Annotated in this window: 15 protein-coding genes, 7 tRNA genes and 1 pseudogene; 5 read left to right on the top strand and 18 right to left on the bottom strand. The window is 56.2% G+C overall.

The genetic code is table 11. The features are described 5' to 3' along the window. Positions 1 to 53: 53 nt before the first annotated feature. The 4 genes from corC to miaB all read right to left on the bottom strand — a co-directional run bounded on the left by corC (position 54) and on the right by miaB (position 4,174). On the bottom strand, positions 54 to 932 hold the full coding sequence (gene corC, locus FHW76_RS07035) for a CNNM family magnesium/cobalt transport protein CorC (protein WP_004197606.1): 879 nt from the start codon (positions 930 to 932) through the stop codon (positions 54 to 56). Positions 933 to 1,079: 147 nt separating this feature from the next. After that, positions 1,080 to 1,553: an rRNA maturation RNase YbeY gene (gene ybeY, locus FHW76_RS07030; RefSeq protein WP_002894722.1), complete on the bottom strand. Its 474-nt coding sequence runs from the start codon at positions 1,551 to 1,553 to the stop codon at positions 1,080 to 1,082. Continuing rightward, positions 1,550 to 2,596 (bottom strand): PhoH family protein, encoded by a 1,047-nt coding sequence (locus tag FHW76_RS07025; protein WP_008805649.1) that lies wholly within the window; start codon positions 2,594 to 2,596, stop codon positions 1,550 to 1,552. The genes ybeY and FHW76_RS07025 overlap by 4 nt, the downstream gene beginning before the upstream one ends. Before the next feature lie 153 nt (positions 2,597 to 2,749). Beyond that, on the bottom strand, positions 2,750 to 4,174 hold the full coding sequence (gene miaB, locus FHW76_RS07020) for a tRNA (N6-isopentenyl adenosine(37)-C2)-methylthiotransferase MiaB (protein WP_012542448.1): 1,425 nt from the start codon (positions 4,172 to 4,174) through the stop codon (positions 2,750 to 2,752). Positions 4,175 to 4,353: 179 nt separating this feature from the next. On the opposite strand from miaB, the gene ubiF reads away from it, so the two are divergent. Next, positions 4,354 to 5,529, top strand: a complete 1,176-nt coding sequence (gene ubiF / locus FHW76_RS07015) for a 3-demethoxyubiquinol 3-hydroxylase (protein ID WP_012968696.1) — start codon at positions 4,354 to 4,356, stop codon at positions 5,527 to 5,529. A gap of 119 nt (positions 5,530 to 5,648) precedes the next feature. On the opposite strand, the gene FHW76_RS07010 is transcribed toward ubiF, so the two are convergent. From FHW76_RS07010 to nagB, 12 genes are all read right to left on the bottom strand, one after another. Then, positions 5,649 to 5,723, bottom strand: a tRNA-Gln gene (locus FHW76_RS07010). A gap of 75 nt (positions 5,724 to 5,798) precedes the next feature. After that, positions 5,799 to 5,873, bottom strand: a tRNA-Gln gene (locus FHW76_RS07005). Between the two features lie 46 nt (positions 5,874 to 5,919). Next, positions 5,920 to 5,996 (bottom strand) — tRNA-Met (locus FHW76_RS07000). Positions 5,997 to 6,019: 23 nt separating this feature from the next. After that, positions 6,020 to 6,094, bottom strand: a tRNA-Gln gene (locus FHW76_RS06995). A gap of 36 nt (positions 6,095 to 6,130) precedes the next feature. Beyond that, positions 6,131 to 6,205: transfer RNA gene (locus FHW76_RS06990), tRNA-Gln, on the bottom strand. A gap of 23 nt (positions 6,206 to 6,228) precedes the next feature. Continuing rightward, positions 6,229 to 6,313: transfer RNA gene (locus FHW76_RS06985), tRNA-Leu, on the bottom strand. 8 nt (positions 6,314 to 6,321) lie between these two features. Further along, positions 6,322 to 6,398 (bottom strand) — tRNA-Met (locus FHW76_RS06980). Positions 6,399 to 6,635: 237 nt separating this feature from the next. Then, positions 6,636 to 8,300: an asparagine synthase B gene (gene asnB / locus FHW76_RS06975; RefSeq protein WP_008805652.1), complete on the bottom strand. Its 1,665-nt coding sequence runs from the start codon at positions 8,298 to 8,300 to the stop codon at positions 6,636 to 6,638. 278 nt (positions 8,301 to 8,578) lie between these two features. Further along, positions 8,579 to 9,331 carry an HAD-IIA family hydrolase gene (locus tag FHW76_RS06970; protein WP_022065694.1) on the bottom strand — a complete coding sequence of 251 codons (753 nt, stop codon included), beginning with the start codon at positions 9,329 to 9,331 and terminating at the stop codon, positions 8,579 to 8,581. 128 nt (positions 9,332 to 9,459) lie between these two features. Continuing rightward, positions 9,460 to 10,680 (bottom strand): N-acetylglucosamine repressor, encoded by a 1,221-nt coding sequence (locus tag FHW76_RS06965; protein ID WP_008805654.1) that lies wholly within the window; start codon positions 10,678 to 10,680, stop codon positions 9,460 to 9,462. A gap of 8 nt (positions 10,681 to 10,688) precedes the next feature. Further along, entirely contained in the window at positions 10,689 to 11,837 is a 1,149-nt protein-coding gene (gene nagA, locus FHW76_RS06960; RefSeq protein ID WP_012542447.1) for an N-acetylglucosamine-6-phosphate deacetylase, read from the bottom strand. A 113-nt stretch (positions 11,838 to 11,950) separates the two neighbouring features. Continuing rightward, positions 11,951 to 12,751, bottom strand: a complete 801-nt coding sequence (gene nagB, locus FHW76_RS06955; RefSeq protein WP_012542446.1) for a glucosamine-6-phosphate deaminase — start codon at positions 12,749 to 12,751, stop codon at positions 11,951 to 11,953. Positions 12,752 to 13,066: 315 nt separating this feature from the next. Between nagB and nagE the strand changes: the two genes are divergently transcribed. Both nagE and glnS read left to right on the top strand, forming a co-directional pair. After that, a complete protein-coding gene (nagE, locus tag FHW76_RS06950) occupies positions 13,067 to 15,022 on the top strand; it encodes a PTS N-acetyl glucosamine transporter subunit IIABC (protein ID WP_004147599.1) in 1,956 nt (651 codons plus the stop codon). Between the two features lie 178 nt (positions 15,023 to 15,200). Continuing rightward, entirely contained in the window at positions 15,201 to 16,868 is a 1,668-nt protein-coding gene (gene glnS / locus FHW76_RS06945) for a glutamine--tRNA ligase (protein WP_183476506.1), read from the top strand. Positions 16,869 to 16,921: 53 nt separating this feature from the next. Here the strand turns inward: glnS and FHW76_RS06940 are convergent. After that, a pseudogene (locus FHW76_RS06940) lies at positions 16,922 to 17,230 on the bottom strand (methionine synthase). Between the two features lie 74 nt (positions 17,231 to 17,304). Here FHW76_RS06940 and chiP point away from each other — a divergent pair. Both chiP and chiQ read left to right on the top strand, forming a co-directional pair. Then, positions 17,305 to 18,708 (top strand): chitoporin ChiP, encoded by a 1,404-nt coding sequence (gene chiP / locus FHW76_RS06935; RefSeq protein WP_008805658.1) that lies wholly within the window; start codon positions 17,305 to 17,307, stop codon positions 18,706 to 18,708. 47 nt (positions 18,709 to 18,755) lie between these two features. Continuing rightward, positions 18,756 to 19,088, top strand: coding sequence for a ChiQ/YbfN family lipoprotein (chiQ, locus tag FHW76_RS06930; RefSeq protein ID WP_008805659.1), 333 nt, complete (start codon positions 18,756 to 18,758; stop codon positions 19,086 to 19,088). A gap of 50 nt (positions 19,089 to 19,138) precedes the next feature. Here the strand turns inward: chiQ and FHW76_RS06925 are convergent, their stop codons facing one another. Beyond that, positions 19,139 to 20,434: an MFS transporter gene (locus tag FHW76_RS06925; protein WP_008805660.1), complete on the bottom strand. Its 1,296-nt coding sequence runs from the start codon at positions 20,432 to 20,434 to the stop codon at positions 19,139 to 19,141. Positions 20,435 to 20,437 lie beyond the last annotated feature (3 nt).

The following is a 20,437-nucleotide window of genomic DNA, read 5'->3' as shown; positions in this document are numbered from 1 at the left end:
GGGGATCGCCCATGGTCTGTCTCCCGGCTGGCCGTGACCTTCAGCGCCGCGGCTTACTCTTCCAGCTTCGGCTGGGGAGCGTCATCGGGCAGCTTTACATGCACCTGAATGATACGACGGCTATCTGCCATTGCCACCTTGAATTGGTAACCATCAATGTCGATAGATTCGCCGCGGGCCGGCAGATGGCCGAAGGCCTGCATCACCAGCCCGCCAATGGTATCCACTTCTTCATCGCTGAAGTGCGTGTCGAAGGCGTCGTTGAAGTCTTCGATGGAGGCCAGAGCGCGCACCGTCCAGGTGTGGCGGCTCAGCTGGCGGAAATCGATATCTTCTTCTTCGTCGTATTCGTCTTCAATTTCCCCGACGATGAGCTCAAGGATATCCTCGATGGTCACCAGGCCGGAGACGCCGCCGAATTCGTCAATAACGATCGCCATATGGTAGCGCTGTGAGCGAAACTCTTTCAGCATGCGGTCGACCCGCTTGCTTTCCGGGACGACAACCGCCGGCCGTAACACTTTTTCCATGCTGAAGGCTTCGGCGTCGCTGCGCATAAACGGCAGCAGATCCTTGGCCATCAGAATCCCTTCGATGTGATCTTTATCTTCACTGATGACCGGGAAACGCGAGTGGGCGGATTCGATAATGACATCCAGGCACTCGTCCAGCGTCTGGTTACGTTTCAGGGTTATCATTTGTGAACGGGGGATCATAATGTCGCGGACCCGCTGGTCGGCGATATCCATTACCCCTTCGAGCATGTCACGCGTATCTTCATCGATAAGATCGTTCTGCCCGGAATCACGGATCAGCGCCAGCAGTTCATCACGGTTTTTCGGTTCCCCGTGAAAAAGCTGGCTGAGTAACAGGGAGAAAAATCCCTTTTTGCTGTTTACTGTGTCACTACTGTGTGAATTGTCGTCGCTCATGGCGTCGTTTGGGTTCTCATGTTGATTTAACTGTCGCTCGTCGCGCGTAAACTCAGCGCCGGACGGCATGGGTTGCCTGACGTTCAGGCTGGCAAAATGCAGGAACAGCGGCCGGATGCGGCGCAAGCGCCGCCATCCGGCAGGGGGCTATTCAGCAATCTTCTCGGAAATGTACGGGTCCTCATAGCCCAGAGCAAGCATTATCTCTGTTTCAAGGCCTTCCATCTCTTCCGCTTCGTCGTCTTCGATATGATCGTAGCCCAGCAGATGCAGGCTGCCGTGCACCACCATATGCGCCCAGTGCGCCTCCAGCGGCTTACCTTGCTCGCTGGCTTCCTGCTCCACCACCTGACGGCAGATGATCAGATCGCCGAGCAGCGGCATTTCAATCCCCGGCGGCGCTTCAAACGGGAAGGAGAGGACGTTGGTCGGCTTATCCTTGCCGCGGTAGGTCAGGTTCAGCTCGTGGCTTTCTGCAACATCGACCAGACGAATCGTTAACTCTGACTCCTCCTGAAATGGCGGAATGACGGCATCGACCCAGCGCTGAAAAAGGGCTTCGTCCGGCAGGCCGCTGGTCTCTTCGCAGGCCAGCTGTAAATCGAGGATCACCTGACTCATTTTTGCTCCTGTTCCTGGGCTTCGCGTTTGCGCTCGGCGGCCAGTTCTGCTTTACGTTTCTGGTCTGCGGCTTCCCACGCCTCATAGGCGTTAACGATACGGGCAACCACCGGATGGCGCACCACGTCTTCGCTATGGAAGAAGTTGAAGCTGATCTCATCGACTTCGGCCAGCACTTCGATGGCGTGGCGCAGACCGGATTTGGTGCTGCGCGGCAGGTCAATCTGCGTGATATCGCCGGTGATCACCGCCTTGGAGTTAAAGCCGATGCGGGTCAGGAACATCTTCATCTGTTCAATGGTGGTGTTCTGGCTTTCATCAAGAATGATAAAGGCGTCATTCAGCGTTCGTCCGCGCATATAGGCCAGCGGGGCCACTTCGATGACGTTACGCTCAATCAGCTTCTCCACTTTCTCAAAGCCGAGCATCTCAAACAGCGCGTCATACAGCGGGCGCAGATATGGGTCGACTTTCTGGCTCAGATCGCCGGGCAGGAAGCCGAGCTTTTCGCCAGCCTCGACGGCCGGACGGGTCAGCAGAATACGGCGGATCTCCTGACGCTCCAGCGCATCGACCGCCGCCGCCACCGCCAGATAGGTTTTACCCGTCCCCGCCGGACCCACGCCGAAAGTGATGTCATGATCGAGGATATTGGCGATGTACTGCGCCTGGTTCGGCGTACGCGGTTTGATCACCCCGCGCTTGGTCTTGATATTGACGGCTTTCCCGTACTCCGGCACGCTCTCGGCGCTCTGCTCCAGCACGCGCGCCTCTTTGATCGCCAGATGGATCTGCTCCGGCTCAATATCCTGAATCTGACCGCGCATCGGCGCCGTATCGACATACAGGCTGCGCAGAATATCGGCGGCGGCGTGTACGCAAATAGCGCGTCCGGTCAGTTTAAAGTGATTGTCACGGCGGTTGATCTCAATGCCTAACCGACGCTCCAGCTGTTTGATATTGTCGTCAAACGGGCCGCACAAGGCTAACAGGCGTGCGTTATCCGCTGGCTCCAGGGTAATTTCACGAGTGTCTATGTTCAAACTGTTCCTCTTTACGCAGGTGGCCGGACGCGGCGCGTGGCCGGCTAATCAGGAAATTATTTACGTCACAGGAAAATGGCGCAAGCATTGCTGTAGATATAGGGACGGAGAGAGGAATTACAAGGCCTGCCGGAACCGACAGGCCTGAAGGGATCACGGCTGATAGATACCCACGCCAAGATCGTTCTCTTTACGGGTGCGGGCAATCACTGATTCAGGTGATTCAGCGATACGCAGACCCATCTCCGCCTCGGTACGCACGATTTTGCCGCGCAGCGAGTTGGTGTAAACATCGACGATTTCAACATCGACGAATTTACCGACCATATCCGGCGTACCTTCGAAGTTGACCACGCGGTTGTTCTCGGTGCGCCCGGAAAGCTCCATCAGGCTCTTACGCGACGTGCCTTCCACCAGAATGCGCTGTACCGTGCCGAGCATGCGACGACTCCAGGCCATCGCCTGCTGGTTGATTCGCTCCTGCAGAATATACAGACGCTGCTTTTTATCCTCCTCCGGCACGTCATCGACCATATCGGCCGCCGGGGTGCCCGGACGAGCGGAGAAGATAAAGCTGTAGCTCATATCGAAATTGACGTCGGCGATAAGCTTCATCGTCTTTTCGAAATCGTCTGTGGTTTCGCCGGGGAAGCCGACAATAAAGTCAGAGCTTATCTGAATATCCGGACGCGCCTCACGCAGCTTGCGAATAATCGCTTTGTACTCCAGTGCGGTATGGGTGCGTCCCATCAGATTCAGAACCCGGTCAGAACCACTCTGCACCGGCAGGTGCAGGAAGCTCACTAGTTCCGGCGTATCGCGATAGACCTCGATGATATCGTCGGTAAATTCGATCGGGTGGCTGGTGGTGAAGCGAATGCGATCGATGCCGTCGATGGCGGCGACCAGACGCAGCAGATCGGCAAAGCTGCCGGTGGTGCCGTCGTAATTCTCACCGCGCCAGGCGTTAACGTTCTGGCCCAGCAGATTAACCTCACGCACGCCCTGCGCCGCCAGCTGGGCGATTTCAAACAGGATATCGTCGCACGGACGGCTGACCTCTTCTCCGCGGGTGTACGGCACCACGCAGTAGGTACAGTATTTGTTGCAGCCTTCCATAATCGAAACAAAGGCGGTCGGGCCGTCGGCGCGCGGCTCTGGCAGGCGATCGAACTTTTCAATTTCCGGGAAGCTGATATCCACCACCGGGCTGCGGTTGCCGCGCACGGCGTTAATCATCTCCGGCAGGCGGTGCAGGGTTTGCGGCCCGAAAATAATATCGACATAGTGTGCGCGCTGACGAATATGGTCGCCTTCCTGGGAGGCCACGCAGCCGCCAACGCCAATAATCAGGTCCGGGTTTTTCTCTTTCAGCAGCTTCCAGCGTCCGAGCTGATGGAAAACTTTTTCCTGGGCCTTCTCACGAATTGAGCAGGTATTGAGCAACAGCACATCTGCTTCTTCCGCCACTTCGGTCAGTTGATACCCATGTGTCGCATCCAGCAGATCGGCCATCTTTGATGAATCATACTCGTTCATCTGACAGCCCCAGGTTTTAATATGGAGTTTTTTTGTCATTGACTTGCTCATGCTCAGTAATAGATATCCAAAACGCGGGGATATATACAGGGTGAATTTCGCTTTCCAGGGCGCGTATTGTAATGCTTTGGTCGCCCCCTGACCAGTGCGAGCGTTATCACCGCAAGGGAACAAAAAATCCGGTAAACTTAACGGATTCTGCTTTAAGGATAATAGCCATGACAATTCACGCAACAGATGTCGCCATCGTGGGCGGCGGCATGGTCGGCGGCGCCCTGGCGTTGGGGCTGGCGCAACAGGGATTTACCGTGACGGTGCTTGAGAAAACGGCGCCTCCGGCTTTCGAACCGGCATCCGCCCCGGATGTGCGAATCTCGGCTATCAGCGCGGCTTCGGTCGGCCTGCTGAAGAGTCTCGGCGTCTGGGATGCCGTACGGGCGATGCGCGTCCACGCTTATCGTCGTCTGGAGACCTGGGAGTGGGAGAGCGCGCACGTCGCCTTTGACGCCGCAGAGCTCAAACTGCCGGAGCTGGGCTACATGGTCGAGAACAAGGTCCTGCAATGGGGCCTCTGGCAAGCGCTGGCGGCGCATGAAGGGGTCACCCTGCGCGTTGGTAGCGAACTGGAGGCGATGCAGCGCGGCGAGGCGCATACCGCGCTGCATTTACGCGAGGGAGAGGCGATCCACGCCCGGCTGGTGATCGGCGCCGACGGCGCCAATTCTCAGGTGCGGGAGATGGCCGGCATCGGCGTACACGCCTGGCAATATCAGCAGTCCTGTATGCTGATCAGCGTCGAATGCGTCGACGATCCCGGCGACAGCACCTGGCAGCAGTTTACCCCCAGCGGGCCGCGCGCCTTCCTGCCGCTGTTCGACCACTGGGCCTCGCTGGTCTGGTACGACACGCCGGCGCGGATCCGTCAGCTGCAGGGCATGACTATGGCGCAACTCCAGCAGGAGATCGCCAGTCACTTTCCGGCGCGGCTGGGTCGTGTGACGCCGCAGGCGGCCGGCGCTTTTCCGCTCACCCGGCGTCATGCACTGCAGTATGTCCAGCCCGGCCTGGCGCTGGTGGGCGATGCGGCGCATACCATTCATCCGCTGGCGGGGCAGGGGGTTAACCTTGGCTACCGCGATGTGGATGCCCTGCTGGAGATCCTGGCGCAAGCGCGCGGCCGGGGCGAAGACTGGGCCAGCCTGCCGGTGCTGAAGCGCTACCAGGCGCGGCGGCGAGCGGATAATTTTATCATGCAGTCGGGGATGGATCTGTTTTATGCCGGTTTCAGCAATGACCTGGCGCCGGTGCGGATGCTGCGTAATATTGGCCTGATGGCGGCTGAACGCGCCGGGGTGTTGAAGCGTCAGGCGCTGAAGTATGCCTTAGGCTTGTAAAACCGGCTTCCCGGGCAGGGGCGTAGTGGAGAGCGCCTGCCCGGCAGTCAGTACTGCGTAAGCGTGTCAGGACGCCAATAGCAAAAAAGCTCACCGAAGTGAGCTTTTTTGCATTTAAGTGGCTGGGGTACGAGGATTCGAACCTCGGAATGCCGGAATCAGAATCCGGTGCCTTACCGCTTGGCGATACCCCAATTGTCTGTTGCGCTTTACCGTAACTACCCCGGTTGAGGGCAACAGTGCGTTCACTGCTGAACGACTTTTTAATTTGGCTGGGGTACGAGGATTCGAACCTCGGAATGCCGGAATCAGAATCCGGTGCCTTACCGCTTGGCGATACCCCAACAAATTGTTTCGGAATTATCGATGCGTATCGATACGTCCTGAATATGGTGGCTACGACGGGATTCGAACCTGTGACCCCATCATTATGAGTGATGTGCTCTAACCAGCTGAGCTACGTAGCCAAATTGTCTTACTGTTTCTTCGATGGCTGGGGTACCTGGATTCGAACCAGGGAATGCCGGTATCAAAAACCGGTGCCTTACCGCTTGGCGATACCCCAATACCGTCGCGGTGAACCGCAAATATCGAAGAAATATGGCTGGGGTACCTGGATTCGAACCAGGGAATGCCGGTATCAAAAACCGGTGCCTTACCGCTTGGCGATACCCCATCCGTACAACGCTAACTGGTGAATGGTGCGGGAGGCGAGACTTGAACTCGCACACCTTGCGGCGCCAGAACCTAAATCTGGTGCGTCTACCAATTTCGCCACTCCCGCAAAAAAGATGGTGGCTACGACGGGATTCGAACCTGTGACCCCATCATTATGAGTGATGTGCTCTAACCAGCTGAGCTACGTAGCCATCTTTTTTTCGCGTAACCTTATCGGCGTTGCGGGGCGCATTATGCGTATTGGGCCTGCGAGCGTCAACCTCTTTTTCAAGGAAAATCGTTGTAATGTGACTGTTTGGTTAGGTTGCGAACAGCTCGCTGCAATATTCGGCAATTATTGGTTATTTATCGTTTTTCAGCGGCATAAATCCTGCAAAAAGAAAACGGACCCCGGAGGGTCCGTTTCGCGTTTCACCGCCCGTCAGGGCTTATTTGTAGGCAGACTGGTGGACGCCCACCGCACGGCCTGATGGATCGTTCATGGTCTTGAACGCTTCATCCCACTCAATGGCTTTCGCTGAAGAGCAGGCCACCGACGGACCGCCAGGGACACACTCCGCCGCGCTCGGCAGCGGGAACAGCTCTTCGAAGATCTCGCGGTACAGATAGCCTTCTTTGGAGGTCGGCGTGTTGTACGGGAAACGGAAGCTCGCCGTTTCCAGCTGCTGATCGCTGATCTGCTTCGCGGCCACTTCTTTCAGCGTATCGATCCAGCTGTAGCCGACGCCGTCAGAGAACTGCTCTTTCTGCCGCCAGGCAACGCTGGCCGGCAGGTAGGATTCAAAGCATTCACGCAGCACGTGTTTTTCCATTTTGCCGTTGCCGCACATCTTATCCTGCGGGTTGATGCGCATCGCCACGTCGAGGAACTTCTTGTCGAGGAACGGCACGCGGGCTTCCACGCCCCAGGCGGACATCGCTTTGTTGGCGCGGGCGCAGTCAAACATATGCAGCGCCTGCAGCTTGCGCACCGTCTCTTCGTGCAGTTCTTTGGCGTTCGGCGCCTTATGGAAATAGAGGTAGCCGCCGAACACTTCGTCCGAACCTTCGCCGGAAAGCACCATTTTGATGCCCATGGCTTTAATTTTACGCGACATCAGGTACATCGGCGTCGAGGCGCGAATGGTGGTCACGTCATACGTTTCGATGTGATAGATAACGTCGCGGATCGCATCCAGCCCTTCCTGGACCGTAAAGTGAATTTCGTGGTGTACGGTGCCGAGGTGGTTGGCCACTTCCTGCGCCGCTTTCAGGTCAGGAGAGCCTTCCAGACCGACCGCGAAAGAGTGCAACTGCGGCCACCAGGCTTCGCTACGCTCCTGATCTTCGACGCGACGGGCGGCGAATTTCTTGGTGATAGCCGAGATGACCGATGAATCAAGACCGCCGGAGAGCAGCACGCCGTAAGGCACGTCGGACATCAGGTGGCTTTTCACCGACTCTTCCAGCGCCTGGCGCAGCTCGTTCTTATCGGTAACGTTGTCTTTCACCGCGTCGTAATCGAACCAGTCACGCTGATAGTACTGGCGAATTTCGCCGTCTTTGCTCCACAGGTAGCTGCCCGCCGGGAACTCTTTAATGGTGCGGCATACCGGCACCAGCGCTTTCATTTCGGAGGCGACATAGAAGTTGCCGTGTTCGTCATGGCCCATATACAGCGGAATAATACCGATATGGTCGCGACCAATTAAGTACGCGTCTTTCTCGCTGTCGTACAGGGCGAAGGCGAACATCCCCTGCAGGTCGTCGAGGAACTCAGGGCCTTTTTCCTGATACAGCGCGAGGATCACTTCGCAGTCAGAGCCGGTCTGGAACTGATAGCGATCGCCATACTCCGCGCGCAGCGCCTGATGGTTGTAGATCTCGCCGTTAACGGCCAGCGCATGGGTTTTTTCGGCGTTGTACAGCGGCTGGGCACCGGCGTTGACGTCGACAATAGACAGGCGCTCGTGCGCCAGAATCGCTTTGTCGCTGGCATACACGCCAGACCAGTCCGGACCGCGATGGCGCATCAGGCGGGAAAGCTCCAGCGCCTTTTTACGCAGCTCGCCTGCGTCAGTTTTAATATCCAGTACGCCAAAAATAGAACACATAGCCTTCTCCATTACCCTGTCGTGTTTGATGTTGTGCTGGCTTCGTCTCGTGGCGAAGCCTGAGTGCGTGCTTAAGAAAATGCCGTAAAGGGGGCGCTGGCGCAAGGGTTTTGCGGCCTGAAAAAGAAAAAACGCAACTGTGATTATTGAACAGTAAAAAAAGAGTATCTTTTGAGCGACTTTATTGAGGAATACGCATTTATAGGCCGTTTTTATTAGATGGATGACTTTTGGCAGGCGCTATAAATGAAAAACCACGTCCTGCGACGTGGTTGGCATCAGAAAATATCGATTTCCGCGACGGAAGGGTAAATCCACGACGGGCGAAACGGCATGCTGTCGATGTCATCGAGGGTGGAGACGCCGGAGAGCACCAGAATAGTCTCCAGCCCCGCCTGGAAGCCGGCCAGAATGTCAGTGCGCAGGTTATCGCCGACGATCACTGTCTGCTCGGAGTGAGCCTGCATTTTGTTCAGCGCTGAACGGATGATCCACGGGCTGGGTTTACCTACGTAAAACGGCTTACGGCCGGAGATCTTCTCGATCCCGGCGCACAGCGCGCCACAGGCCGGGTAGAAGCCGCGACCGTGCGTATCCGGGTTGGTAGCAATGAAGCGGGCGCCGTTGGCAACGAAGAAGGCGGCCTTATGCATCATCTCCCAGTTGAATGAACGGGTTTCCCCGACGATGACAAAATCCGGGTTCACATCGGTGATGGTAAAGCCGGCTTTGTACAGTTCGTGGATCAGCGCCCCTTCACCCACCACATAGGCTTTCTTGCCTTCCTGGCGGCGCAGGAAATCGGCGGTGGCCATCGCCGAGGTGTAAAACGCGGTATCCGGCACGTCGATGCCGGCGGTGGCGAAACGGTTGGCCAAATCCTGGCCGGTTTGCGACGGGTAGTTGGTCAGCATTACCAGCGGCATGCCTTTATCGAGGATGCGTTTGATAAACTCGGCAGCGCCGGGAACGGCGACGTTATCGTGCATCAGCACGCCGTCAATATCACAAATTATGTTTTGAATGGTCATGGTGGGTCCAGAATCATTAACAAAGACGAAACTATACTCGTCATCGATGAGGTTTCACATCGCTGGTGGACCATACCCACCAGCGACAGGGTGATGCGGATCGTTTCGCGCTATCAATAAAGAGGCGATTAGCTCTCAAGCAAGCGCTGCAGCAGCGTGCCATTGAGCATAGCGCGTTTGACCAGCGCGAAGGCGCCAATCGCTGAGCGATGGTCGAGGGTAGAACGCACCACCGGCAGGTTCTTGCGAAACGCTTTGAGCGCCTGGGCGTTAATGCAGCCTTCGATGGCCGGAAGAAGGACCTTTTCAGCTTCTACTATTTCGCCGGCGACAACGATTTTTTGTGGGTTGAACAGGTTAATCGCGATGGCGATCGTTTTCCCGAGGTGACGCCCCACGTACTCAATCACCTCGCAGGCCAGGGCATCGCCCTTGTTGGCCGCTTTGCAGATAGTTTTGATCGTGCAGTCATCCGGCGTCAGACGGCTCTGGTAGCCCTGCTCAAGCAGGTGGCGAACCCGCTGTTCGATGGCGGCATTGGCCGCGACGGTCTCCAGACAGCCGAAGTTGCCGCAGTGGCAGCGCTCGCCCAGCGGATCGACCTGAATGTGGCCAATTTCGCCGACGTTGCCGTTCCGGCCAATAAAAATGCGCCCGTTAGAGATGATGCCCGCGCCGGTACCGCGGTGCACGCGCACCAGGATGGAGTCTTCGCAGTCCTGACTTGCACCGAAATAGTGCTCGGCCAGCGCCAGGCTGCGGATGTCGTGCCCGACATAGCAGGTGACGTTGAAGCGTTTTTCCAGCGCCCCGACCAGGCCCCAGTTTTCCACCGCAATATGCGGCATATAGCGGATCACGCCGCTTTCCGGGTCGACGAGGCCTGGCAGGATCACCGAGATGGCGATCAGCTCGCGAATTTTGCGCTGACAGTTTTCGATAAAGGTGGCGATGATATTCAGCAGGGCGTGTTCCAGCGTTTCCTGGGTGCGCTCGGGCAGGGGAAAATGTTCCTCTTCCAGGGTCTTGCTGCTTAAATCATACAGGGTCAGAGTGGCGTCATAGCGGCCAAGCCGCACGCCGATGGCGTTGAAGTTGCGGGTTTCAGCGATGATAGAGATAGCGCGGCGGCCTCCGGTGGAGGCCTGCTGATCGACTTCTTTGATCAGGCCGCGCTCAATAAGCTGACGCGTGATTTTGGTCACGCTGGCAGGGGCAAGCTGGCTTTGTTCGGCTATCTGAATGCGCGAGATAGGCCCATGCTGGTCAATCAGGCGGTACACGGCCGCGCTGTTCAGTTGTTTTACGAGGTCAACGTTACCAATTTGAGCTTGTCCGCCTGCTGTCATACTTTTACTTACTCAGTGACGACCTCGTTACCATTAACGATGGTCTTGGTGATTTTATAATCGCGTGTAAAGGCGGTCAGGTTAGCGACCATGCCCGGCGCAATGCTGCCGAGCTGCTTATCCACACCGATAGCGCGCGCGGGATAGAGCGTCGCCATCCGCAATACTTCGTCCAGTGCCACGCCGCAATGCTCCACCAGATTACGCACCCCTTCAATCATGGTCAGAGAGGAGCCGCTGAGCGTGCCGTTTTCATCTACGCACAGTCCATTGCGGTAGTATATTGTTTTCCCGGCAAAAATGAACTGGTCAATATTCGCCCCCGCCGGCGCGGTGGCGTCGGTGACCAGGCACAGTTTGTCGCCTTTCAGGCGCTTGGCGTTACGTACGTTGGCATAATCGACATGCATCCCGTCGACAATAATACCGCAGTAGACATCCGGCTCGTCAAAAATCGCCCCGGCCAGACCCGGTTCGCGTCCGGTAATATACGGCATCGCGTTATACAGGTGAGTGGCGAAGGTAATGCCGGCGCGGAAGCCGACTTTCGCCTCTTTCAGCGTGGCGTTGGAGTGGCCGGCGGAGACGACGATCCCGGCGGCAACCAGCTTGCGGATCACTTCCGGCTCAACGCGCTCAGGGGCGAGGGTCACCTTGGTGATCACATCGGCGTTATCGCAGAGGAAATCGACCAGCGCGGCGTCCGGTTTACGCACGTAGTCCGGGTTGTGGGTGCCTTTCTTGACGATATTCAGCCACGGTCCTTCAAGATGCAGACCCAGCGCCTGATTCGGGTGTTTTTGCAGGTATTCGCGCATGACGCGGATACCTTGCTTCATCAGATCGTCACTGGAGGTAATCAGCGTCGGCAGGAAGCTGGTGCAGCCTGAACGTTCGTTCGCCTTCTGCATGATCTCCAGCGTTTCAACGGTGACCGCCTCTGGGCTGTCGTTAAACTGCACGCCGCCGCAGCCATTGAGCTGAACGTCGATAAAACCGGGGGCAATTATTGCGCCGTTGACCGAGCGCTGCTCCATGTCAGACGGCAAATCCGCCAGCGGACAGAGACGTTCGATTAGGCCATCGGCGATAACAACCGCATGGTCATCGAGAATTTCATGACCGGTATAAACCCGGCCCTGGGTTAATGCATACATTACGACCCCCGGTATATACGCCCCATCAGGTCAGCGATCGTTCGTTTGCCGCCGGCATGATGATGCATACAAAGAAAAAGAGGGTCCCGCGCAAGTGGCGGGACACGACTACATTACAGACCTTTAATATTTTCAGCTTCTAATTCGTTGAAATATTTCAGGGTTTTCACTTTCAGCTCCATGGTGGACGGCTCGTCGCAGACAATCACCGCCTTCGGATGCAGCTGCAGGCAGGTAATGGTCCACATATGGTTGACGTTACCTTCTACCGCCGCCTGCAGCGCTAGCGCTTTCTGATGACCCAGCACCAGAATCATCACTTCTTCTGCATCCAGCAGGGTGCCTACGCCCACGGTCAACGCGTATTTCGGCACCAGATCCACATCACCATCGAAGAAGCGGGAGTTCGCCACACGGGTGTCATGGGTCAGGGTCTTAATACGGGTGCGGGACGCCAGAGAAGAGGCCGGTTCGTTGAACGCGATGTGACCATCGTTGCCTACGCCGCCCATGAACAGGTGGATTTTACCGTAGGAACGAATTTTTTCTTCATAGCGACGGCATTCCGCATCGATGTCCGGCGCGTTACCATTCAGCAGATTGATATTTTCTGCCGGAATATCAACGTGGTCAAAGAAATTACGGTGCATGAAGCTATGATAGCTTTCCGGATGCTCTTTTGGCAGGCCGACATATTCATCCATATTAAAGGTGACGACGTGTTTGAAGCTAACCTGGCCTGCTTTATGCATTTCAACCAGCGCTTTGTAGGCGGTCAGCGGAGTGCCACCGGTAGGCAGACCCAGCACGAACGGGCGGTCCGCGGTCGGTTTGAATGCATTAATACGGTTAACGATGTGGCGGGCAGCCCATTTACCGACCTGCTCAGCGGTTACCAGGGGGATCAGTCTCATTCTTCACCTCTATAGTTAAAGTAGATTCTGGCGGATTGGCGCCAGCACTCTGAGGAGAGTATTGCAGCAACTGCGCCGACCGGGGTCAATCCGTGTTGATTTTTTGAATGATAAAATAAGTTTTCGATGTTAGCCAGTGAAAGGGAGGGGGGAATACGATATTTGGTGATAATTATCACAAAAAATACCCGTTTAATTTGCGATACGAATTAATTTTTCACACACTTTGCCGGTAAGTGATAAAACCGACCTTGTTACACAATAAAAAAGTGGCTTTGAAAATGAGCCTCATCGGGGTCTCATAGGGGGAATAAGATGAATATTTTAGGTTTCTTTCAGCGACTGGGTAGGGCGTTGCAGCTCCCTATCGCAGTGCTGCCGGTCGCGGCATTGCTGCTGCGTTTCGGGCAACCAGACCTGTTGAATGTACCCTTCATCGCGCAAGCGGGTGGGGCGATCTTCGATAATCTGGCGCTGATCTTCGCAATTGGTGTGGCATCAAGCTGGTCCAAGGATAACGCGGGTTCTGCGGCGCTGGCCGGCGCAGTAGGGTATTTCGTGATGACCAAAGCGATGGTCACCATCAACCCGGAAATTAACATGGGCGTGCTGGCCGGTATCATTACCGGTCTGGTGGCAGGGGCGGTGTACAACCGCTGGGCCGGCATCAAGCTGCCGGACTTCCTGAGCTTCTTCGGCGGCAAACGCTTCGTGCCGATCGCCACCGGCTTTTTCTGTCTGATCCTCGCCGCGATCTTCGGCTACGTCTGGCCGCCGGTGCAGCACGCTATCCACTCTGGTGGCGAATGGATCGTCTCCGCAGGGGCGCTCGGTTCCGGTATCTTTGGTTTCATCAACCGTCTGCTGATCCCAACCGGTCTGCATCAGGTGCTGAACACCATCGCCTGGTTCCAGATTGGTGAGTTCACTAACGCTGCTGGCGCTGTGTTCCACGGCGACATCAACCGCTTCTACGCCGGCGACGGCACCGCGGGGATGTTCATGTCCGGCTTCTTCCCGATCATGATGTTTGGTCTGCCGGGTGCGGCGCTGGCGATGTATCTGGCGGCGCCGAAAGCGCGTCGTCCGATGGTCGGCGGTATGCTGCTGTCCGTAGCCATCACCGCGTTCCTGACCGGGGTAACCGAGCCGCTGGAATTCCTGTTCATGTTCCTGGCTCCGCTGCTGTACCTCCTGCATGCGGTGCTGACCGGTATCAGCCTGTTCATCGCAACGGCGCTGGGTATCCATGCGGGCTTCTCCTTCTCCGCAGGTGCAATTGACTATGTGCTGATGTACAGCCTGCCAGCGGCCAGCAAAAACGTCTGGATGCTGCTGGTGATGGGCGTGGTGTTCTTCTTCGTCTACTTCCTGCTGTTCAGCGCGGTGATCCGCATGTTCAACCTGAAAACGCCGGGTCGTGAAGACAAAGCCGCTGACGTGGTAACGGAAGAAGCCAACAGCAACACTGAAGAGGGCCTGACCCAGCTGGCGACCAGCTATATCGCCGCGGTGGGCGGAACGGACAACCTGAAAGCCATTGACGCCTGTATCACCCGTCTGCGTCTGACTGTGGGCGATTCGGCGAAAGTGAACGACGCGGCCTGTAAACGTCTCGGCGCGTCCGGGGTGGTGAAACTGAATAAGCAAACCATCCAGGTTATCGTCGGTGCGAAAGCAGAATCTATCGGCGATGAGATGAAAAAAGTGGTTACCCGCGGCCCGGTAGCGGCAGCAGCAGCCGCACCGGCTGGCAATGTCGCCACCGCAGCGCCAGCGGCTAAACCGCAGGCGGTAGCGAATGCGAAGACCGTTGAGTCGCTGGTTTCGCCGATTACCGGTGACGTGGTGGCGCTCGAACAGGTGCCGGACGAAGCCTTCGCCAGCAAAGCCGTCGGCGACGGTATCGCGGTGAAACCGACCAGCAACATCGTTGTCGCGCCAGCGGCGGGTACTGTGGTGAAAATTTTCAACACTAACCACGCGTTCTGCCTCGAAACCAACAACGGCGCGGAAATCGTCGTCCACATGGGTATCGACACCGTGGCGCTGGAAGGCAAGGGCTTCAAACGTTTGGTTGAAGAGGGCACGGACGTGAAGGCCGGTGAGCCGATCCTGGAAATGGATCTGGACTTCCTCAACGCCAACGCGCGCTCAATGATCAGTCCGGTCGTCTGCAGCAACAGCGATGACTACAGCGCGCTGGTGATACTGGCGAGCGGTAAGGTCGTTGCCGGCCAGACGCCGCTGTATGAGATTAAAGGCAAGTAAGGCTCCTGAGTCGAGTTTATGCCTCAGCGGCGAAGGGAAACCTTCGCCGCTTTTTTTTCCAGCAATCGGCCCCATAATCCTCTTCTGATACCTATTTTACGTAACTAATAGTTGTCACTACGTCCTGCTTGTAAGATCATGTGCCGTTATACGTTGTTTACGCTTTGAGGAACCCGTGATGAGTGAGGCAGAAGCCCGCCCGACTAACTTTATCCGTCAGATCATTGATGAAGATCTGGCTACCGGTAAACATACCACCGTTCACACTCGCTTCCCGCCGGAGCCGAACGGTTATCTGCACATTGGCCATGCGAAATCCATCTGCCTGAACTTCGGCATCGCGCAGGATTATCAGGGTCAATGCAACCTGCGTTTCGATGACACCAACCCGGTGAAAGAAGATATCGAATACGTGGAGTCGATTAAAAACGACGTGCAGTGGTTAGGTTTCCACTGGTCCGGGGACGTTTGCTACTCGTCTGATTACTTTGATCAGCTGCATCAGTATGCGGTTGAGCTGATCAACAAAGGTCTGGCCTATGTTGATGAACTCTCTCCTGATGAAATTCGCGAATACCGCGGCACCCTGAAAGCTCCGGGTAAAAACAGCCCGTATCGCGACCGCAGCGTGGAAGAAAACCTGGCGCTGTTTGAAAAAATGCGCAGCGGCGGCTTCGAAGAGGGTAAAGCCTGCCTGCGCGCGAAGATCGATATGGCATCGCCGTTCATCGTGATGCGCGATCCGGTGCTGTACCGCATTAAGTTCGCTGAGCATCATCAGACCGGCAACAAGTGGTGCATCTACCCGATGTATGACTTCACCCACTGCATCAGCGATGCGCTGGAAGGCATCACCCACTCGCTGTGTACCCTGGAGTTCCAGGACAACCGCCGCCTGTACGACTGGGTGCTGGACAACATCAGCATTCTGGTGCATCCACGTCAGTACGAATTCTCGCGCCTGAATCTCGAATACACCGTGATGTCCAAGCGTAAGCTGAACCAGCTGGTGACCGAGAAGCACGTGGAAGGCTGGGACGATCCGCGTATGCCGACCATCTCCGGTCTGCGTCGCCGTGGCTACACCGCTGAATCCATCCGCGAGTTCTGCAAGCGCATCGGCGTGACCAAGCAGGACAACACCATCGAGATGGCATCGCTGGAGTCCTGCATTCGTGAAGATCTGAATGAAAACGCCCCGCGCGCGATGGCGGTGATCGATCCGGTGAAACTGGTTATCGAGAACTATCCGCAGGGCGAAAGCGAAATGGTGGCGATGCCGAACCATCCGAACAAGCCGGAAATGGGCAGTCGTGAAGTGCCGTTCAGCGCCGAAATCTGGATCGATCGCGCGGACTTCCGTGAAGAAGCCAACAAACAGTACAAGCGTCTGGTGCTGGGTAAAGAAGTGCGTCTGCGCAACGCCTACGTGATCAAAGCGGAACGCGTGGAGAAAGATGCCGAAGGCAATATCACCACTATTTTCTGCACCTACGATGCCGATACCCTGAGTAAAGATCCGGCCGACGGTCGCAAGGTCAAAGGCGTGATCCACTGGGTGAGTGCGGCGCATGCGCTGCCGGTGGAGATCCGTCTCTACGATCGCCTGTTCAGCGTACCAAACCCGGGGGCGGAGGAAGATTTCCTCGCGGTAATCAACCCGGATTCGCTGGTGATTAAGCAGGGATATGCGGAGCCGAGCCTGGCGCAGGCCGAAGCAGGCAAAGCTTACCAGTTTGAGCGTGAAGGTTACTTCTGCCTCGACAGTCGCTATGCAAACGCCTCCAGTCTGGTGTTCAACCGCACCGTCGGGCTGCGTGATACCTGGGCGAAAGTCGGCGAATAAATTTCCCTCCCGTAAAAGCGTCGCACCTTGCGGCGCTTTTTTTTGTTTCAGAATCAGCCAATTAAACTTTTCATTTTCGCGATGCGAATTAATCCTGTTACTGCGCGGTAATAAATAGCGCTTCTGATGTTTCCTGTCATATACAAAAAACCAATGTAATCGCTTTCAGTTCTTCTATTTTTCCCTGATTTTGCAATGACTTCCATGACAAAATTATCAGGGATAAGACTGTAACAAAAAGACATAAATTATGTGCGCTTTGTCATAATCTTAAGCTTTGCCTCACGAAAAACATTGATAATTCGCGTCACGAAAAATAGTCTATCTACAGTGGTTTCGCGGCCTTTTTCACCGCCCCACATTTTGCAGTTTTATTTATTTTTTTAGCGAATGACCGTTGGTCTTCGCCTTTTAAAACGTCAAAGAGGATATGCACATGCGTACGTTTAGTGGCAAACGTAGTACGCTGGCGCTGGCTATTGCCGCCGTCACCGCGATGTCGGGCTGGGTTGTGGTTCCGCAGGCCAGCGCAGCAGGCTTTATCGATGATTCAACCTTAACCGGCGGTATCTATTACTGGCAGCGTGAGCGTGACCGTAAAGATGTCACCGACGGCGACAAATATAAAACCAACCTTTCCCACTCCACCTGGAACGCTAACCTGGACTTCCAGTCCGGCTATGCTGCCGATATGTTTGGCCTTGATATTGCTGCATTTACCGCGATTGAAATGGCCGAGAACGGCGATAGCGGCCACCCGAACGAAATTGCCTTCTCATCGCGCAACAAAGCTTATGACGAAGACTACTCCGGCGATAAGAGCGGTATCAGCCTGTATAAAGCCGCCGCGAAATTCAAATATGGTCCGGCGTGGGCACGTGCGGGCTATATCCAGCCAACCGGCCAGACTCTGCTGGCCCCGCACTGGAGCTTTATGCCAGGTACCTATCAGGGGGCGGAGGCCGGGGCTAACTTCGACTATGGCACGGCGGGCGCGTTAAGTTTCTCCTATATGTGGACGAACGAGTATAAAGCGCCATGGCATATCGAGATGGACGATTTCTATCAGAACGACAAGAAAACCAAAGTTGATTATCTCCACTCCGTCGGCGCCAAATATGATTTCAAAAACGACCTGGTGCTGGAGGCGGCATTTGGTCAGGCTCAGGGCTATATCGATCAGTACTTTGCTAAAGCCAGCTACAAGTTTGACGTCGCCGGCGCGCCGCTGAGCACCAGCTACCAGTTCTACGGCACCCGCGATAAGGTCAGCAACGGCGGGGTCAATGACATCTATGACGGCACCGCATGGCTGCAGGCGTTAACCTTCGGCTATAAAGTGGCGGATGTGCTGGACCTGCGTCTGGAAGGCACCTGGGTGAAGGCCGATGGCCAGCAGGGCTACTTCCTGCAGCGTATGACGCCGACCTATGCCTCTTCCAACGGTCGTCTCGATATCTGGTGGGATAACCGCTCCGACTTTAACGCCAACGGCGAAAAAGCGGTCTTCTTCGGCGCGATGTATGACATGAAAAACTGGGATATGCCTGGCTGGGCGTTTGGCGCGTCTTATGTCTACGCCTGGGATGCGAAGCCGGGAAGAATGTCCTCTCCGGATGCGTACTATGACCCTGACTATCGCCTGAAAGAATCGGCTTACAGCCTGGATGCGTTGTATACCGTGCAGGAAGGTCGGGCGAAGGGCACCCTGTTCAAACTGCACTTTACCCAGTACGACAACCATTCCGATATTCCGAGCTGGAGCGGCGGCTACGGCAACATCTTCCAGGATGAGCGCGACGTGAAGTTCATGGTTATCGCCCCGTTCACTATTTTCTGATGCCTGCGCGGCGGGCGTGAGCCTGCCGCACCTCTGGGAGAACGACAATGAAAAAAATGCTGCTTATTGCCATGATGGCCTCGGGTCTGGTGGCCTGCGCCACGTCGCCGGCACCGAAAGAAGACACCAAACTGAAAGATGCCTATAGCGCCTGTATTAATACGGCGGAGGGGAATCCGGACAAGATTGAAGCCTGTCAGAGCGTACTGAATGTACTGAAAGAGGATAAACAGCACCAGCAATTTGCCAATCAGGAGAGCGTTCGCGTCCTGGATTACCAACAGTGTATTCAGGCCACCCGCACCGGCAACGATCAGGCGGTGAAAGCGCGCTGCGACCAGATCTGGAAGGAGATCCGCAGCAATAATACGACCCATTAAATCAGACGTTAGCGGCAAACGGGCGGAGCATACCTCCGCCCGTTTGTTTTTTAGCGCTGACTCTCCGCCGGCTGATAGCCTCGGCTCAGCCGCACGAACAGCAGCGCGGTGGCAATGAACCCGCACAGCGCGGCGCACATTAGCCACCAGCCCGGCGCGCTTTTATCGCCGGTGAGCTCGACCAGGGCGGTAGAGATAGCCGGCGTCAGGCCGCCGAAAATGGCAGTAGCGAGACTAAAGGCCAGAGAGAATCCCACAGTGCGGACGTACACCGGCATCACTTCGGTGAGCGCCGCCACCATCGCGCCGTTATACATGCCAAAAAAGAACGAGAACCACAGCAGGACCAGCGTCATACGCGTAAAATCGGGCGCGGCGGTGAGCCAGTGCATCACCGGCCAGGTGGTGAGCAGCGCCAGCACGGTAATGCCCATCAGCACCGGGCGACGACCGATCCGGTCAGAGATCGCCCCGCCAATCGGTAACCAGATAAAGTTAGAGATGCCCACCAGCATGGTCACCAGCAGGCTGTCGCGAGCGCTGAGGTGCAGCACCGCTCTGCCGTAGGTCGGCGTATAGACGGTGATAAAATAAAAGGTGGTGGTGGTCATCGCCACCAGCAACGTCCCGGCGGTAATAATGCGCCAGTTCCTGGCGATAGTGGTCAGGATCTCTTTAGTATCCGGGCGATGTTTACGCTGCAGGAACTCCTCAGTCTCCTGCAGCGAGCGGCGCAGCACGAAAATCAGCGGAATAATCAGACAGCCAATGAAGAAGGGAATGCGCCAGCCCCAGTCGGCGATCTCCTCATGCTCCAGCGTGGCGTTCAGCGCGTAGCCAATCAGCGCCGCCATGACGATAGCCACCTGCTGGCTGGCGGACTGCCAGCTGGTATAGAAGCCTTTATTGCCCGGCGTGGCGATTTCCGACAGATAAACCGACACCCCGCCAAGCTCGACGCCCGCGGAAAACCCCTGCAGCAAGCGGCCCACTAACACGAGGATCGGCGCCAGCACGCCGATGGTCTGATAGCCAGGTACCAGGGCGATGAGTAGCGTCCCGCAGCCCATGATCGCCAGGGTGACCATCAGCCCTTTGCGGCGCCCGATTCTGTCGATATAGGCGCCGAGGACCACCGCGCCGATGGGGCGCATCAGGAAGCCCGAACCAAACACCGCAAAGGTCAGCATCAGCGCTGCGAACTCGCTCTCCGCCGGAAAGAAGGTGCGGGCGATATAGGTGGCATAAAAGCCAAACAGGAAAAAGTCGAACTGTTCGAGAAAATTACCGCTGGTCACGCGGAGGATAGCGCCGACGGTGCCGGCGCGCGTGGATTGTTGCGTCATAGG

The organism is Klebsiella sp. RC2 (assembly GCF_014192815.1).
Lineage (GTDB): Bacteria > Pseudomonadota > Gammaproteobacteria > Enterobacterales > Enterobacteriaceae > Klebsiella > Klebsiella variicola.
The sequence above is the reverse complement of the archived record's forward strand: the minus strand, read 5'-3'. Positions and strand labels throughout refer to the sequence as shown.